This window comes from Luteibacter sp. PvP120 (assembly GCF_054055715.1).
Genome location: NZ_JBSRXP010000001.1, coordinates 934,085 through 950,873, shown reverse-complemented (window position 1 = coordinate 950,873; position 16,789 = coordinate 934,085). Strand labels below are relative to the sequence as shown.

At 67.7% G+C, this 16,789-nt stretch carries 9 protein-coding genes; 3 read left to right on the top strand and 6 right to left on the bottom strand.

All coding sequences use genetic code 11. The annotated features are described in order from the left end of the window. Genes ACVKN3_RS03730 through ACVKN3_RS03720 form a run of 3 tightly spaced genes read right to left on the bottom strand, consistent with a single transcriptional unit; the run spans nucleotide 1 to nucleotide 5,637 of the window. Nucleotides 1-3,048, bottom strand: a complete 3,048-nt coding sequence (locus tag ACVKN3_RS03730; RefSeq protein ID WP_354515808.1) for an efflux RND transporter permease subunit — start codon at nucleotides 3,046-3,048, stop codon at nucleotides 1-3. 1 nt (nucleotide 3,049) lies between these two features. Further along, nucleotides 3,050-4,138 (bottom strand): efflux RND transporter periplasmic adaptor subunit, encoded by a 1,089-nt coding sequence (locus ACVKN3_RS03725; RefSeq protein WP_354515809.1) that lies wholly within the window; start codon nucleotides 4,136-4,138, stop codon nucleotides 3,050-3,052. Next, nucleotides 4,135-5,637 carry an efflux transporter outer membrane subunit gene (locus ACVKN3_RS03720; protein WP_354515810.1) on the bottom strand — a complete coding sequence of 501 codons (1,503 nt, stop codon included), beginning with the start codon at nucleotides 5,635-5,637 and terminating at the stop codon, nucleotides 4,135-4,137. Before ACVKN3_RS03720 ends, ACVKN3_RS03725 begins: the two co-directional genes overlap by 4 nt. Before the next feature lie 95 nt (nucleotides 5,638-5,732). On the opposite strand from ACVKN3_RS03720, the gene ACVKN3_RS03715 reads away from it, so the two are divergent. Together ACVKN3_RS03715 and ACVKN3_RS03710 are read left to right on the top strand one after the other, a co-directional pair. Continuing rightward, a complete protein-coding gene (locus ACVKN3_RS03715; protein ID WP_036140696.1) occupies nucleotides 5,733-6,419 on the top strand; it encodes a response regulator in 687 nt (228 codons plus the stop codon). Next, the gene (locus ACVKN3_RS03710) at nucleotides 6,416-7,618 is read left to right on the top strand and encodes a sensor histidine kinase (RefSeq protein WP_285406526.1); all 1,203 of its coding nucleotides are present in this window, start codon (nucleotides 6,416-6,418) and stop codon (nucleotides 7,616-7,618) included. The genes ACVKN3_RS03715 and ACVKN3_RS03710 overlap by 4 nt, the downstream gene beginning before the upstream one ends. Here the strand turns inward: ACVKN3_RS03710 and ACVKN3_RS03705 are convergent. The 3 genes from ACVKN3_RS03705 to ACVKN3_RS03695 form a co-directional block, all read right to left on the bottom strand. Then, nucleotides 7,606-8,424, bottom strand: coding sequence for a MipA/OmpV family protein (locus ACVKN3_RS03705; protein ID WP_354515812.1), 819 nt, complete (start codon nucleotides 8,422-8,424; stop codon nucleotides 7,606-7,608). The two genes, ACVKN3_RS03710 and ACVKN3_RS03705, sit on opposite strands and share 13 nt — an antisense overlap. A gap of 107 nt (nucleotides 8,425-8,531) precedes the next feature. Continuing rightward, on the bottom strand, nucleotides 8,532-12,578 hold the full coding sequence (locus tag ACVKN3_RS03700) for a GH92 family glycosyl hydrolase (protein WP_354515814.1): 4,047 nt from the start codon (nucleotides 12,576-12,578) through the stop codon (nucleotides 8,532-8,534). Nucleotides 12,579-12,772: 194 nt separating this feature from the next. Continuing rightward, nucleotides 12,773-15,946 carry a TonB-dependent receptor gene (locus ACVKN3_RS03695; protein ID WP_285406522.1) on the bottom strand — a complete coding sequence of 1,058 codons (3,174 nt, stop codon included), beginning with the start codon at nucleotides 15,944-15,946 and terminating at the stop codon, nucleotides 12,773-12,775. A 362-nt stretch (nucleotides 15,947-16,308) separates the two neighbouring features. Between ACVKN3_RS03695 and ACVKN3_RS03690 the strand changes: the two genes are divergently transcribed. After that, nucleotides 16,309-16,776, top strand: a complete 468-nt coding sequence (locus ACVKN3_RS03690) for a hypothetical protein (protein WP_285406521.1) — start codon at nucleotides 16,309-16,311, stop codon at nucleotides 16,774-16,776. Nucleotides 16,777-16,789: the final 13 nt, after the last annotated feature.

Below are 16,789 nucleotides of genomic sequence, written 5' to 3'. Positions count from 1 at the left end.
TCAGGTGCGAAACAGCGTGTCGTAAAGCAGCGGAATGAGGCCGAGCGTGACCAGCGTTCCCAGCAGCAGGCCGCCGATCAGCGTGATGGCCATGCCCGTCCACAGCGGACCGGCGAACAACATCAGCGGTATGAGCCCGACGATGCAGGTCAGCTTGGTCATCACGATGGGGCGCAGGCGTTTGACCGCGGCTTCGATCACCGCGTCGTGGTGGGGCAGGCCCTCCGCGATCTCCGCGTCGATACGCTCCAGCAGCAGCACGGCGTTGTTGACGATGATGCCGGCCAGGGCAAGCAGTCCGAACGTGGCCATGAAGCCGAACGGATAGCCGCTGACCACCAGCGCGAGCGTCGCGCCGATCAGGATGAAGGGGATGCTGGCGACGATGATGAACACCTTGCGGAACGAGTTGAACTGCCAGACGAACAGCAGCAGCATCCCGCCCAGGGCCAGCGGCATGTACTGGGTCAACACGGCATTGGCTTCCGCGGAGTCCTCGATCTCGCCGCCCAGGTTGATCGTGTAGCCCGGCGGAAGGGCGATGCGCGCGATGGCGGGCGCGAGGCGGTCGGCGATCTCCTGCGCGGTGAGGGAGGGGTTGCGTGCGGTCACCGTGATGGCGCGGCTCAGATTGCGCCGTTGCACGACACCTGGCTCGGAGTCCAGCACGACGGATGCCACGGCGGCCAGTGGTACGGGCCCACCGTTCGCCTGGCCGTCGGACGGATAGACCACCGTATCGCCGGGATCGGCATCCGAGGCGCGTTCGGTGGCGCTGCCGCGCAGGACCACCGGCACGCTGGTACCGCCGTCGTCGATGGCGGTGGCCTGGTAGCCGCTATAGCGCAACTGCAGGGCGTGCAGCACGTCTTCGCGGGTGATGCCGACAGCGTGCATCTTCGCCGGGTCCGGCACGACCCGGTAGCGCGGAATGCGCGGTCCCCAACTGTCGAGCGTGTCGACCGTGCCGGGCAGGGCACGTAGCACGGCCGCCACCTGGTCGCCCAGCCGGCGCAGCGTGGCTTCGTCGGCTCCGGTGACGCGATAGACCGCCACGCCGGCTTCGGTGGCACCCAGCGAGAAACGCTTCGGTTCGGCGTGCAGGTTGGGGAAGCGATCGGCCAGGTAGTGCTGCGAACGCGCGATGACGGTATCGATATCCGTGCCGGGCCGCACGGACACGGTGAAATAGCCGATGTTCGGACCGGGCAGCGGCGGGTTCAGCCCGAGCACGATGCGCGGGCCACCATCGGCGACATACCCGATGCTGTCCTCCACCTCCGGGTTGGCCTTGCGGTCGCCCAGCCAACGGCTGATGCGGGTGACATCGTCCAGGGTCTGCCGCGCGTCCACGCCGGCCTGGAAGGTCAACGGGATCTGGAACTGCAGGCGATCCGAACGCGGCAGGAAGTCGTAGGGCAGGCGCGATAGCGTCCACCCCGCGCCGCCCAGCAGGGCCAGCATCACGCCCACGTAGAGCAGCTTGTGTGCGAGCACCCAGCCGATCACCCGACGGTAGCCGCGATAGAAGCGCGACTCGTGCGCGGCGTCGTCCGCGGCGTCCGCATGGACGCGGGCGAAATGGAAGCACAGCAACGGCGTGACGGTCAGCCCGAGGAACCACGAGCCCAGCAAGGTCACCGCCAGCACGATGGCCAGCGAGCGCAGGTATTCGTTGGTACTGGTCTGGCCCAGGAAGAACGGCGAGAACGCGAGCACGATGACCAGCGTGGATACCAGCAGCGGCACGGCCAGCGTGCGTCCGGCCTCGATGCAGGCCGAGCGACGTTCCTCGCCCGCCTTGAGTCGCCGCTCGATGTCCTCGGCGATGACGATGCCGTTGTCGACCAGCAGGCCCAGCGCGAGGATGATCGCCGCCATCGACACCATCTGCAGCTCGATGTCGAACGCGCGCATGACCAGCAGCGAACTGAGGATGGTCAGCGGCACGATGGCGCCCACCACCAGGCCCATCCGCCAGCCCAGGAACAGCATGACCACGGCCATGACGATCACCACCGTCTCGCCCATCACGTGGTGCATCTTGCCCATCTCACGCGTGACCACATCGGGCTGGAACGTCACCACGTGCGCGGAGAAACCGGCCGGGAGCGACTGGCCCGCCGTGGCCAGGGTGGCCTTCAACGCACGGCCGAAGCTGGCGATCTCCAGGCCCTCGGCCATGGACACGGAGACCACGACGGCCGGCTGGCCCTGGTAGACGGCCGCGCTTTGCGGCGGATCGGTGGGCATCGCGCGGATGACGGCCACGTCGCCCAGCGTCACGTCGCGAGCGCCGCCCTCGTGGGGCACCGTGAGCGTGACGCGTCGCAGGTCGTCCACCGAGTGCATCGCGCCGTCGACGCTGACCGACAGGCCCAGCCCCGAGACCGAGGGTTGCCCGGCGGAGGCGATGGCGTCGACGGCGGCCAGCTGGCGGCCGACGTCCATCGGTGTCAGGCCCAGGGCAGCCAGCTTGCTCCGGTCGAACTGCACATACAGCTGGGTATCCTGCATGCCGTAGAACGCCACGCGCTCCACGCCCTTGAGCGCATACAGCTGCGCGCGGAACTGCTTCAGCGGCTCGCGCATCTGCGCCAGCGAGAAGCCCGGCGCGGTTACCGCGATGGAGGCGACCGACACGCGGCCGAAATCGTCGTCGAGGAAGGGTCCTATCGTCCCCTGCGGATACGTGGGCGCTACCTCGGCCAGCTTGGACCGCACCTTCTGCCAGAGTGCATCCAGGTCGGTTACCGCGTCGTACGCGGTCAGCTGGATGACCACGGCACCGGGCCGCACGGTGGTGGCGATGGTTTTCAGGCCGCCCAGTTCGCGTAGCCGTTCTTCTGCGGGACGTGCCAGGACATCTTCGGCCTGGCGGGTATCCAGCCCGGGCAGGCTGATGGACACCACGGCGTCGCGCACGGTGACGGACGGTTCTTCCTGCGAGGGAAAGTGCAGGAAGGTCCAGGTGCCGGCGACGAGGATCAGCGCGGCGATGAACAGGGTGAGGCGGCTGGCGCCGAGCGCCGAACGGGTCAGGAACATGTCAGTGGGTCTCCAGCTGGCTGGCGCCTTCGAACGCGTGCACCGACTGCCCGTCGACCAGGAACGCGGTGCCCGCGACGACCACCTGTTCCCCCGCGGCCAGGCCGCCGCCGATCAACACGCGATCGCCCGAGCGACCGCCCACGACCACCTTCCTGCGATGCACGTGCCCGTGGGTGGTGTCGAAGACGAACACGGCGTCATCGCCGGCCCGGGTGCCCGGCACCAGCGCGGTGAGGGGAATCGACAGCCGACCGGCGTCAGCGCCGCTCAAGCGCAGCGGCAGCAACTGCCCGGCGGTGAGGGCCGATGGCGCACCGTCGGTGCGGAAAATCGCTTCCACCGTCGCGCCCTTGTCTTCGTGGTCGGACAGCTGCGCGAGATGCACCGTGACCGGCGTGGTGTCGGCGGCCACGAGCGTCGCCGCGGCACCCGGTGCCAGCGACGCACGCAGCGACGCCGGCAGTGCGGCGACCACCTCGAACTGGCCCTGGCCATCGAGGGTCAGCACCACCTGGCCCGAGGCGACATCGTGGCTGGGTTCCTCCGCACGCGACACCACGTGTCCGGCGAACGGGGCGACGATGTCGCCATGGGCGAGATCGCGCGCGGCCAGGGCCACGGCGGCATCGGCGGCAGCGGCCTTGCCGCGCGCGGCCTCGTCGGCGGCCTTGGCCATGGACAGCGTGGTCTTCGAGGCCGCGCCGTCGTCGAACAAAGCCACCTGCTGGCGCAGCTGCTCCGCGCGGTCGGCCGCTTCGGCATGGGCGGACGCGGCTTCCGCGCGGGCCTGGACCAGGCGCAGGCGGATCGGCTCGGGATCGAGCCGTGCCAGCACCTGACCCTGGGTGAAGGCGTCACCGGGCTTGACCGCGATGCTCGCGATGCGGCCGGCCACGTCGAAGCCGAGCCGGGCACGCTGCGCCTGGCGCACTTCGGCGGTGACCGTATAGGTCGCGCCCGGCGCGGGGGCGACATCGGCCAGCAGCACGGTGCGCGGCACGACGGTTTCGCGATGCGGTTCGCTGCACGCGGCCAGCAGGCAGGGCAGCACCAGGCCGGCGGCCAGGAGGGAAAAACGTGTGTTCACAACGAAGCTCCGTGAAAGGTGGACGCGCCGGGGGCATCGGGCAGCGTCACGCCGTAGAAGGCGCGGAAGACGGCGACGCGGTTGAGCGCCTGGTCGCGTCGGGCGGAAAGGCAATCGATCTGCACCTGCGCCGTGTCGATGGTGTGGACGAGCACCTGGGACGGGTCTTCCAGGCCTTGCTGATGCCGTGCATACGCCTTGGTCAGTCGCGCACTGTCAGCGGCGCAGGCGGTGTCGAGGCTTTGCACGCGCGCCGCCAGCGCATCGCGGGCACCGAGCGCATCGGCCACATCGCGGAACGCCCGCTGCACCGTGGCTTCGTAGTCGGCCACCGCGGTGTCCTTGCGTGCCTTGGCCAGGTCCAGGTCGGCGCGCCTTGCGCCACCGTCGAACAACGGCAGCGTGAGCTGCGGCAGGAACGTCCAGCCGCCCGTGGCCGCACCGAAGAGATTGTCCAGACTGGACGACACATGGCCCACCGACGACGACAGCTGGATCGACGGGAAGAAGGCCGCACGCGCCGCACCGATGTTCGCGTTGGCCGCGCGCAGGCGCTCCTCGGCGCGCACCACGTCAGGTCGCTGCAGCAGCACGGTGGAGGGCAGCGATGCCAGCGAGTCGGCGGCGGTATCCGTGCGGCCGATACGGTCCAGGTCCACCACCGGCGTGGGCAGCGCGTAGCCGGTCAACGATTGCAGGTAGCGCAGCGCGTCGTCGTGCCGGCGCTGGGCCTCCAGTCGCGCGGCGTGCACGCGCGAAGCCTGGTCGATGCGCTCCTGCAGGTCGTCGGCGGAGATCGTGCCCACGGCGTACTGCTTGCGCGCATGACCGGTCAGCGCTTCACCGGCCTGGTCGGCGTAGACCAGCTTGCCGGCCACCTCGACGGCGGCGCGTTCGTCGACATAGGCCGCGAGTACGGCGGCGATCAGTTCGCCGCGTGCCTCCTTCTGCCCGGCTTCGCTGGCCAGGTAGTCGTACGACGCCGCGTCGGACAGGCTGCGCAGGCGGCCGAAGAAGTCGGGCTCGAAGCGGCCGTCCAGCGTGGCCGACTTGAAATCGCGGTTCAGCATCGCCGCGGCGGTGGGATCGTCCATCTGCGTCTTGTCGCGCTGCAGGGTGGCGCCCAGTTGCGGGAACAGCGCGGCGCGCTGCCCCGCGACGCCCGCGCGGGCCTCGGCCACCTGCGACGCGGCGGCACGCAGGTCCGGATTGGCGGCGAGTGCCGTGGTGACGATGCGGGTCGCTTCGGCGTCCGGCGCGAAGGCGCCGAGGAAACGGGCTTCCTCCATCGACAGCGCCGCCGTGGACGGTGTGGCACCGGCGGTCGTCGGCGCCTTCGGCACCACGCGCTCGCCGAGCGTCGCCGGCATGGCGACCGACGGTCGCTGGTACGCAGGCGCCAGCGAACACGCGGAAAACGGCAGGCACGCCACGACCAGCAGCAGGAGTGCTACGGAATGGGGCCAGAGGATTCGATCCTGACGGAATGACCAACGCACTGCATGCTCCCGGGCTGATAAGCTGGGCGCATTGTCAGAGACGTATCTCAAGGCTTCATCGGCCTTTCTTCAAGATTTCATCAAGGGAGAACGCCATGGTGCGACGTGTGCTCGTCGTGGAAGACGATGCCGACAGCGCGAGCATCCTGCAGGCCTATCTGCTGAAGGATGGTTTCGATGTCCATATCGCACCCGATGGCCAGCGCGGCATCGAGGCCCACGCGCAGTGGCATCCGGACATCGTGTTGCTGGATGTCATGCTGCCGCTGGTCAGCGGCACCGACGTGCTCTCGGCTATCCGTCGCAGCAGCCAGACGCCGGTGATCATGCTCACGGCCCTCGGCGACGAGCCCGACAAGATCGGCGCGTTGCGCTATGGCGCCGACGACTACATCGTCAAGCCTTATAGCCCGCGGGAAGTCGTGGCGCGCGTGCACGCCGTCCTGCGGCGGTCGGTGCCGGTATCGCCCACAGTGGCCTCCTATGTCGAAGGCCCGGTCACCGTCGATACCGAATCCGTGATGGCCACCGTGGCCCATGCGCAACGGGGGACGGTCGTCCTGGATCTCACGCCCACCGAGTTCGGCATCCTCGCGCTGCTGATCCGCACACCGTTCAAGGCGTTCACGCGCGCGGAGCTTCTGGAGGCCTGCCTGCCGGACAGCGATGCGCTGGAGCGGGTGGTCGACACGCACGTGCACAACCTGCGCCGCAAGCTCGAGGCCCTGGATGTAACCGGGGTGCTGGTCACCGTGCGCTCGGTCGGCTATCGCTACCGATGACGCGCACCGATCCGTCGAAGCCCGCTCGCGGGCGCTCGCTATGGCGCTGGGTGGCGGTGCGCATGAGCCTGCTCGCCCTGGGCGTGGTGCTGACCATCGCGTTGTGCATGTGGCTGCGCTTTGCCATCGAGGCCTACACGATCGAACGGCGCATCCCGCCCGCCATACGCGATCGCATCGCCGTGCTCAGCGACGCGCCGGAAAGGCACGAGCCGGAGCTATGGGGTTACCTGCGCCAGTACTACCGGCCGCAGGATCTGGTGCCCGGCTTGGTCGGTTCCGACTGGCTGCTGTTCTACGCGCTGGTGCTGGCCTCGGTGCCGGTGATCGTGCTGCTGGGCCTGGTCGCGTCGCGGCCGCTGTCCCGCCAGTTTTCCATCGTAGCCGCGACCGCGCGACGGGTCACGCAGGGCGACTTCTCCGCGCGGGCCGAACACGTGCCCAACGCGCCGGACGAGCTCAACCGGCTGGCCGCGGATTTCAACGCCATGTGCGAGAAGCTGTCGCGCTACGAGCGCGAGGTGCTGGACTCCAGCGCCATCCTCGCGCACGAGCTGCGCACGCCGCTCAACGCGGCCATGGGTCGCCTGCAGGGCATCCTCGATGGCGTATTCGAGCCGCAGCCGGAACAGCTGGGCATGATCCTGCGCCAGCTGGTGCAGCTGAACCGCCTGGTCTCCGACCTGCATTTCCTCTCGGTGGCGCGGGCGGGCGAACTGCGCCTGAGCGAAGACCGTTTCGACCTTGCCGAGCTGATCGCCGAACGGGTGGCCTGGTCGTCACCGGCGCTGGACGAGGCCGGTATCGCGTGCAGCGTGGACGGGCCCGCCTCGTTGCGCTGGTACGGCGACCGCGACCGCCTGGGGCAGGTCGTTTCCGTACTGATCGAGAACGTCATCCGCTATGCGGCCGCGGGGCGGTCGCTGCGTATTCGACTTACCGACGAAGGCGGTGCGCCGCGCATCGCGGTCGAGGATCGCGGCCCGGGCGTGCCGCCCGACGAGCTGCCGCGCATCTTCGACCGCTTCTGGCGCGCGGAACACTCTCGCGGCCGGCATTCCGGTGGCAGCGGGCTGGGGTTGTCCATCGCCAGCGTGGTGGTGGAAGCCCACGGCGGCACCATCCACGCCGCCAACCGTGCCGATGGCGGTTTGCGGGTGACGGTCGCGTTGCCGCTGCGCGGCGGTTACAGCGCGTAGTTCATCGCCACGGCCGATGTGAGCGCGGTCCGTCGCGCCACGATCGGGCTGTCGGAGGCCTTGCCGGTGTAGCGCAGCCCGCTCAGCGTGACGCTGGTCGACCAGTGTGGGCTGAACACGTGGGTCCAGGTCAGCGTGCTGGAGTAGGCATACACGCCGCCCGCAGCGCGGTAAGGCGTGAAGCGGGTGCGCGTGGCCTGGAGCGGCGACACCCCGAAGTAGGCCTGGTTGAATGAGGCGTTGCCGGCATGGATGTCCGCGTTCCAGGTCAGCATGTCGCTGTCGCGCTGGATCAGCGCCCATTGCAGCCCCGCGCGGAAACGGGCGCGGTGGGTGCCGTCCCTCAGCGAGTACTCGGCCTCGGCGCTGGTGGAAAGCACCGGGCTGAACTGCTGGGCCACGATGGTGCGGCTGACGACGGAGCCGGGCACGTCGCCCATGCCGCGCAGTTCGTCCGCGCCCGGTCGCAGGCCATCGTCGCGGTCGCGGCGGCCGAAGTCGTAGTGCAGGGCCTCGCTGACCGAGAAGCCGCCCTGCGTCTGGTATTGCGCGCCAACGCCGCGCAGCGTGTCGATGAACCACGGGCCCTTGGCGATCGAGACGACGGGCAGCACCTGGATGCGGTCGCGCTTCGAGCCGGCATAGCGCGGCGCGGATACCGCCGCCACGCCGACCACGGCCTGCAGCGCGTTGGGATCGGGCGAGGACGCCGGCGCGGCGTCCTGCGCGCCGACGACGGTCGTCACGGTGGCCAGGCCGAGTGCGGAGAGGGTGCGCGCGGCACGAAAGGATCTTAGCGATGTCATGGAAGGTTCCTGAGGGGAGGGGCAACCGTGAGGCTAGGCGCCGATCGTCAAGATGACCTTCATGGATCTTCAAGATTTGATGGAGACGGGTGTCGCCGGCCCCATCGTCAGGGCGAGCTGCCCGCGCGTATCGTGGCCTCGTTGATGGCGCGCACACGGGCCTCGTCCACCTTCTCGACCTTGCGGTCGTAGGTAAACAGGCCGTTGTGCTCGCCTTCCACGTCGGTGATCTGGGTATACACCGCCCCCGACACACCGATGCCCGGGCCCTTGTCACGCAACACCGCGGTGTTGGCCACGTAGCCGTCGTTCAACGCGGCGGCATCCTTCACCTCGCCGTACGGGTTGATCGGCGTGTTCGGCCATACATGGCCGGGGACGCCGAGGGTCAGGCCACCATGCTCGCCGTCCATCGAGGCGCGGGTGGCATCCGGCGCGGGCAGGCCGGGTCCCTGGTAATCGTGGATGTCGATCATGTCACCCGCCATCGGATCGCCCTTGGTATCGCAGCAGTTCGCGCCGCTGCGTGCGTCGACCAGCCTGGATGGATCGCGCCGCTTGATCTGCGCGGCCAGTTCGGCGGCGGAGGGAACGCTCCACTGGCCCCAGCCCTCGTTGAAGGGGATCCAGCCGATGATCGAGGTGTCGCCCTTGAGCTGGTCCACGATGGCGTCCACATCGCGGCGGAAGCCGGCCTTGTCGGCCTCGCCCAAGGCGTCGTTGTGGCCGTTCGGCAGCGCCGGCATGTCCTGCCACACCATCAGTCCGATGCGGTCGGCCCAGTAGTACCAGCGTGCCGGTTCCACCTTGATGTGCTTGCGGATGGTGTTGAAGCCGAGATCGCGGGTCTTCTGGATGTCGAACCGCAGCGCCTCGTCGGTCGGCGCGGTGTGGATCCCGTCGGGCCAGTAGCCCTGGTCCAGCGTTGCCAGCAGGAAGGTGGGCTTGCCGTTGAGCACCACGCGATTGCGGCCGTGCACCTTCGCGATGCCGATGCTGCGCAGGCCGGCATAGCTGGTTGCCTCGTCGCGCGTGCTGCCCGCGACCAGTGTGGCCTTGAACGTGTAGAGGAACGGGTCCTGAGGGCTCCACGGCCGGGGGTGCGCGATGCCAAGGCGCAGCGGTGTGCCGGCGGGTCCGCTGGCCTCGCCCACCGGCGCGCCGTCCGCATAGGCGGTGACATGCAACGTGGCGCCTGCCGCGTCACCCGCGAGCGTCGCGCTCACGGTGAAGGCGTCCAGGCCGGTGGCCGGCAGGATGTCCAGCTGTGCCAGGTGGACGGCCGGCGCCGGTTCCAGCCACACCGTCTGCCAGATGCCGGAGGCGGCGGTGTAGAAAATACCCTCGGGCTTCAGCCGCTGCTTGCCGACCATGACGTTGGCGCCATCCACGGGGGCATGCACGGTGACAAGGATTTCCTGTGGGCCCCTGGCTTTCAGCGCGGCCGTGATATCGGCGCTGAATGACGTATAGCCGCCCGTATGGCGTGCCACCTGCGTGCCGTTGACGTACACGGTGGCGTCCTGGGCCACCGCACCGAAATGGAGCAGGACCCGCTGGCCGTTCGCCGTGAACGTGGCCGGCACGTCCACGAGGCGACGGTACTGCATGAAGTCCGCATGTTTTTGCACACCGGACAATACGGACTCGGCGGGGTAGGGCACCAGGATGCGGTCCTTCAGTGCCTGGCCGAACACGGGCGGTGTGTCCACATCGCTTGCCGCGTACTCCCAGAGGCCGTTGAGGTTGGACCACTGCGGATGCTCCAGCGATGGGCGTGCCAGTTGCGGGCGCGGGTACTCGGGCAGCGCGTTGTCGGGCGATACCTCCGCAGTCCACGGTGTGGCCAGCGGAGGCACCTTGCCGCTCCATGTGGCGGCCTTGGCACTCATGGACGGTGGCGCATCCCCGGGATCGCTGCCCCAGGCGGTGTTCGGTTTCGGGCCCATCGTCAGCACCAGCGTGGCGCCATTGGCGATGTCCGCATGGCTGAACCAGGGTTTGTTCCAGGGCTTGCCGTTGAGCGTGGCGGACTGGATATACGGGTTGGCGTCCGTGTTGTCGCGCGCGACGATCTCGAACACCTTGCCGTTGCCCAGGCGCAGACGCACGCGGTCGAAGATCGGGCTACCGATGATGTACTCCGGCCGCGACGGATCCACGGGATAGAAGCCCATCGCGCTGAGCACGTACCACGACGACGTGGAGCCCTGGTCGTCCATGCCGGGATATCCGTAGCCGGTGGCGTCGCTGCCGTACATCTGGCTGAGGATGCGACGTGCCAGTGCCTGGGTCTTCCACGGCTGGCCACTCCAGGCGTAGAGATACGCCGCCTGCTGGTCCGGCTGGTTGCCCTGCACGTACTGGCCGATCAGGCCGGTGCAGTCGCGGCAGATGCCCTTGGCCGTATAAGGCGTGGCGAAGAACGCGTCGAGCTTCGCGTTGAATCCGTCACGGCCGCCCAGCAGCTGCACCAGTCCCTGCACGTCGTGTGGCACCAGCCACAGCGTGGACCAGCCGGAGGCTTCCTTCATCATGAAGTTGTAATAGGGCTCGCCGGGATCGAACGGCGTTATCCAGGCGCCGTCGGCCGTGCGGCCACGGAAGAAGCCGGTCGAGCGATCGAACACGTGGCGGTAGTTGCCCGCGCGACGCTCGAACATCGCCGCATCGTCGGTCTTTCCCAGGCGGCGCGCCAGGTCGGCCAGCGCGTGGTCGTCCCAGGCGTATTCCAGCGTGGTAGCCACGCCCGCCTTGCCGCCGGCGTACGGCGGGCTGGGACTGCCTTCCGGCACGGTGTCGGCGATCCAGCCCTGCGTATCGTATTCGGCAAGGTAACCGCGCGGCCCCTTCGGGTCCGTGGCGTTCTTGCGCAGGTACTCGTACGCGGCGGCGTAGTCGAAATCGATGCCGCGCTGCCAGGCGCCGTCATAGAGGAACACCGCATGATCGCCGTGGAACGAGGTGTTCATGTAGCCGCGCTCGCGTGCGCGATCCAGTTCGGAGCGCATGATGTCCTTCACCACGTCCGGCTGGAGCAGCATCAGCAGGGCGATCTGGTTGCGTCCGGTATCCCAGAACGGCACGGGGCCGTACTGGTCGTACGCCGCGAGCCGGTCGTGCCCGGTGCTATCGGTGTAGTGCTCGCCCTTGCGCGCGATCATCCGCGGGCTGGCGAAGGAATGATAAAGCGTCGAATAGAACAGCATGCGCTGCTTCGGCGTGCCGCCTTCCACCTGCACGCGATCGAACAGGCGTGCCCAGATATCGCGCGCCTTCGCGTGCACGCGGTCGAACTCCGGGTCGCTGTCCTGCGCGTGCAGACGCTGTTCGGCTTCGGCCGCACTGTGGCCATGGGCGATGCGCAGCACTACCTGGTCACCGGCTTTCGTGTCGAAGGTGACATAGGCGCCGGCATAGTCGCCGGAAACCGTGCGGCGACCGGCCTGCACATCCTCGCGTCCCAGCCCCTCGCCCTGGTGGTTCACCTCGGCGTGGAAGCTGCCGAAGACAGTGAACGGGCGGGAAAACTCGGCGACGAAGAACGGACCGTCTGCGTCGTGATCGTGCCGTCCGGCCTTGGCCACGCCGCGGATCGTTCGATCGCCGACCACCTCCACGTCACCGCCGTCCCTGCGCAGGTTGAGCACGACGTTGGCGCGGTGGCTCTCGGGGAAGGTGAAACGCATGAGGCTGGTCCACTGCGTGGCCGTCAGCTCGACCTTCGTGTGGAACGTGGCCAGGTCTACGGCGTAGTAACCGGGTGACGCCTTCTCGGTCGCCTTGTCGTACGCGGCGGTGGTGTAGTCGGGTGGCACCGTCCAGTCGCCGACCACGGGCATCACCATGGGAGCGCCGCGAGCGCCGTACGTGGAGCCGCCGCCGGTGAATCCGATCATGGCGGGACGACGGTAATCGTAGGCCAGGGGTACGCCGGTGGCGAAACCCAGGTCGGTGTTGATGTTGACCGGCGCGGCCTCCGTGGCGCTTTCCGGCAGGCTGGCACCAGGCGTGGTCATGCCGGTGTACAGCGGCTCGCCCGGCGGTGGCGCATTGCCGATCAGGTCCTGCCGATCGAGCGGCGCGGTGCCGACGAGCGGGTTGGCCAGGTCCACGGGCGAGGGGGCCGATGCCGTGGCGGCCCGAGCTGTCACGTGAGGTTCGGCGGCGGTCCGGTCCGCGGCGACGCCAGCGGGCGCAAGGCCCGCCAGCAGCAGGAGCAGAAGGGTGCGGCCGTACGGAAACGGCCCGCGGGGGCATGCAGGGGAGCGCATCATGGTCGGGTCCAGGCAGGCGAAACGGTTGCGGGGCCGGGCATGACGCACCGGCCCCGCTCGTACGATCGTGCTCAGCTATCCGCACCGAACTTGTAGGTCACACCCACGTAGTACTGGCGCCCGGGATACAGCAGCTGGACCAGCCGGGCACGGGTATCGCCACCCAGGTAGGTATGCGGCGTGGACTTGGTCAGGTTGATGACCGAGGCGGTGACCATGAAGTGCTTGTTGAACTCGTAGTCGCCGTTCACGTCGATCTGGTGGTAGGGCTGCGCGTAGATGGGCAGGCCCGAGGCCAGGCCCTGCATCGTGCGGCCGGTCCAGTTGTCGCTGGCGCGCAGCAGCAGGCCGTTCTTCTCGTAGAACACCGACACGTTGGCCGCGTACTTCGCGCTGCCGATCAGCTCGGACTTGCCCACTTGCGTGTCGCCCAGCGAGACCGGCGTTTCGTTGGTCTTGTTGAGCGTGTAGTTGCCGATGTAGCCGAAGCCCGAGTCCCACGTGTGCTGCGTGTAGAGCTCGATACCCTTGGACGTGCCCGAGCGACCGTTGGCATTGGTGCTGTACTGCATGAAGTTGGTCTGGGTGCCGCCGACGTTCACGTCGACGTTGTTCACCGTCACCGGTACGACGAAGTTCTTCACTTCCTTCTTGAACAGGTCGATGCCGACCACCGAGTGCTCGGCGTAGTACCACTCGCCGGCCAGGTCGAACTGCGTGGCCGTGAACGGCTTCAGGTCCGCGTTGGCGCCGCTGCCGTACCAGCCCGGCAGTGGGGCGCCGAATTGCTTGCGGTCGTTGTAGTACGCCTGTGTGTTGTTGGTCAGGCTGCCCAGCTGCGCCAGGTCGGTGTAGTTGGCCCGGGCCAGGGCCTGCGAGCCGGCGGCACGGACGATAAAATCGTCGGCGATCGTCCAGGCGACGTTGAAGCTGGGCAGGAACTTGTTGTAACGCTTGGTGGTGCTGGAGTTGGTGAAGTCCTCGATGACCGCCACCTCCCGCGGCAGGTACTGGAAATCACCCGGTGCGCAGGCGCCGCCGCCCGCATTCACGCCCGAAGCGGGGCAGATCAGGATGTTGCCCGCCGCATTGTGGTAATACACCGCGTTGTTGGTGGTGACCTGGTTGGCCACGGTAAGGTCCTGCTTCGTGGTGACGAAGCGCACGCCCACGTTGCCACGCACGGTGCCCGTATCGAAGTTGGCCTGCACGTAGGCCGCGGCGATCTTCTCCCCGATCGACGACTTGTTCTGCGGCTTGTTGTAGAGCACGCGGTCGTACGTCGAATTGAGATGGTTGTAGTAGGCGGGAAAGTTGATCGCCGGGAAGGTGCTGTCGTTGTAGGCCTCGCTGCTGCCATCCAGCGAGTTGGCCAGCAGGAAGCCCGGTGGCAGCTGCCCGGCGTTCGGGTCGCAGGTCTGGAACTGCGACGTGGTGCCCTTGCAGTACCAGCGCACTTCGTTGCTCTGCTGTTCGGCATGGGCATCGGAGGTCTTCACGCCGAACTGCAGCGACTGCATCCAGTGCGAGTCGAAGGCCCAGGTGAAGTCGGCCTGCGCGAAGTTCTGCGAGTTGCTGGTGTTGACCATGTTGGAGCCGGTGGAGCCCAGGTCTACCTGGCCGGCACCGTTCTGCATGTTCTGCAGCGTCTGCCCGTCGGCGCTGAGCGTCGGCTTGCCGTTGAGCGTCCACGCGGCGCCGTTGCTGCCGTTGACCCACTGGCCGTCGACGAAGTTGCGCGGCTTGGCGGCCATGCCCAGTTCCACCGAGGGGCCGCCCTTGGCCCAGGTGCGGCCGACGTTGAACGAGCCGCTGAGGCTGCCGCCGTTGTCCCACTCGCCTTCCAGGTTCAGGGTCTGCGAGGTGGCCTTCTCGACGGAGTAGTTGCCGTTCAACCACGGAATCTCGGTGTTGCAGACGTCCACGGCCTGGCGGACCGCGCCGGTGGACGGGTTAACGGTGGCGTTGCAGCCCACGCCCGCGGCGGGTAGCCGGTAGTTGGCGCCGGTGACGATCGTGTGCGAAGGGTCGAAGGTCAGCCCGTTGGGCGCGAGCAGGCGCCCTTGCTGGTCGGCGTAGTTGCTGCTGCCGGGCAGGCCCCACTCGGGTACTTCCAGCGTATTGGTGATCTGGGTCTGCTGGCGCTCGAAGCGGAAATAGTTGCCGGTCAGCAGGAAATGGTCGCTGGGCTTGAACTGCATGGTCGCCTGCGCGCCCTTGGTCTTCAGGTCCAGCTCGTTGCGGGTGGTGGAGAATTGTTGCGGCATCCAGAAACCGTTGGACACGTTGCCGGCCTGGTCGACCACGCCGCCACCGGGCCACAGGTCGATGTTCGAGTTGACGTCTGCGGCATAGGTGCCGCCATGGACGTTACGCGGCGGCTGCGTGCACGCATCGCGGTCGGTACAGTTGTCCGACCACCAGTGCCAGCTTCCCGCGTCGGCGGAGTGGGTGGTGGCATGGCGCTTCTGGTAAGAACCCGCTACCAGCACGCCGAAGGTCTCGTCCTTGTTCTTCCACGACCACAGCGCGGAGCCTTGCGGCTCCAGCTTGCTGCTGGTGTCCGAGCCCGCGGCGGTGCCGGTCACGAAGCCTTCGTTCGCGGCCATTTCCAGGGGGCGGCGCGTACGCAGGTCCACGTTGCCGCCGATGCCGCCCTCGTCCAGGCGGGCTTCCAGGCTCTTGTACAGCTTGATGTCCGAGAACATGTTGGCGGGGAACAAGGTGTAGTTGAATGAGCGTGTGAGGCCGGCCGAGGTGTCGGCCGAGGCGACATAGTTGCCGTTCAACTGGGTGAGGGTGAGCTCGGGTGCGAGGCCGCGGATGCTCACCGTCTTGCCTTCGCCGGATTCGCGGCTGATGACCACGCCGGGCACGTGTGCCAGCGCATCGGCGATGTTCTTGGCGGGAAACTGGGCGATGTTCTGCGCGTTGATCACCTCGACGATCGAGTTGGCCTCGCGCTTGTCCTGCACGTTCTGGTCGATGGACTGGCGATAGCTGGTGACAACCACGGCATCCATGGTGGTGGGACTGCCGGGCTCGCCGGCTTTGGGTTTATCCGTCTTGCGGGTGTCGTCATGGGGCTTTGCCTGCGCCGGTGCGGTGCTGGGTGCGGCAGATGGCGTGGATGCCTGCGCGAAAGCCGGCGCAGGAAGGACAAGACAGCCGGCGACGGACAGTGTGGCGGTGGCTAAGGCGGCGCAAAGCGGCTTGCGCGTGAGCAAGCGTGGCAGATAGGTCATGTGAATGTACTTCCCTCGAGTCGTATGCGCCGCGACGGCGGCGTGGAGATCCCCCGATCGTCAATGCCCTGTACATGACCTATGTCTGCACGCGTTCCCCCTTTGTCCTTTCGGACCCCGACCCCGACGGCCCGGGCACATCGCGAGCGACAGGCGGCACCTGCGACGCGTGTTCCCGATGGAATTTTTCCTGCACGAAATCCCCGGGCCCGTCTTCGCGACATGGCCCGACTTCTCTTACTTGGATCGATCTAAATCCCCTGGCAGGAATTAGGCCGTCAAAGCGGCGGCGTGTCACGCTGCGCCGCAAAAAATCACGCATGCAAAGTGCGACGTGATGCTCATTTCATTAAGCTGACACGATGACGAACAACGACATGCGTATCGGCGCCGCGCTCGCCGACATCGAACACGACCTCCGCCGGCAACTGACAAGCGATGCCTTCGTGATCGGCAGCGCCGCCGTATGCCTCGTCGGTGCGGACATCGACGTCGCCGACCTGGATATCCTCACCACGACCGACGATGCCAGGCGTCTGGAGCAGGTGTGGCAGTCCCGCCGACTGCACGACTACCTGCCGTCGGACGGCGGGTTGTTTCGCTCGCGCTTCGCGCGTTACGCGTTCACGGCGATGCCGGTGGAGATCATGGGCGGCCTGGAGGTGTGTGTGGAGGACGCGTGGCAATCCGTGCGAATCGATGAGTCGCGCCCCCTGGATGGGTACGCCGCGCGTCTTCGCCTGCCTTCGCCGGCGGAACTGCGACGCGTTCTCCATCTGTTCGGGCGGGAGAAGGACTGTCGCCGTGCCGCCGTCCTGCGCGACATGTAGCGTCGCTTGCCGT

Bases quoted from the DNA above. Each gene is read 5' to 3' on its own strand.
- ACVKN3_RS03710 (WP_285406526.1), top strand. From the start codon at position 6,416: ATGACGCGCACCGATCCGTCGAAGCCCGCTCGCGGGCGCTCGCTATGG.
- ACVKN3_RS03730 (WP_354515808.1), bottom strand. From the start codon at position 3,048: ATGTTCCTGACCCGTTCGGCGCTCGGCGCCAGCCGCCTCACCCTGTTC.
- ACVKN3_RS03705 (WP_354515812.1), bottom strand. From the start codon at position 8,424: ATGACATCGCTAAGATCCTTTCGTGCCGCGCGCACCCTCTCCGCACTC.
- ACVKN3_RS03715 (WP_036140696.1), top strand. From the start codon at position 5,733: ATGGTGCGACGTGTGCTCGTCGTGGAAGACGATGCCGACAGCGCGAGC.
- ACVKN3_RS03695 (WP_285406522.1), bottom strand. From the start codon at position 15,946: ATGACCTATCTGCCACGCTTGCTCACGCGCAAGCCGCTTTGCGCCGCC.
- ACVKN3_RS03690 (WP_285406521.1), top strand. From the start codon at position 16,309: ATGACGAACAACGACATGCGTATCGGCGCCGCGCTCGCCGACATCGAA.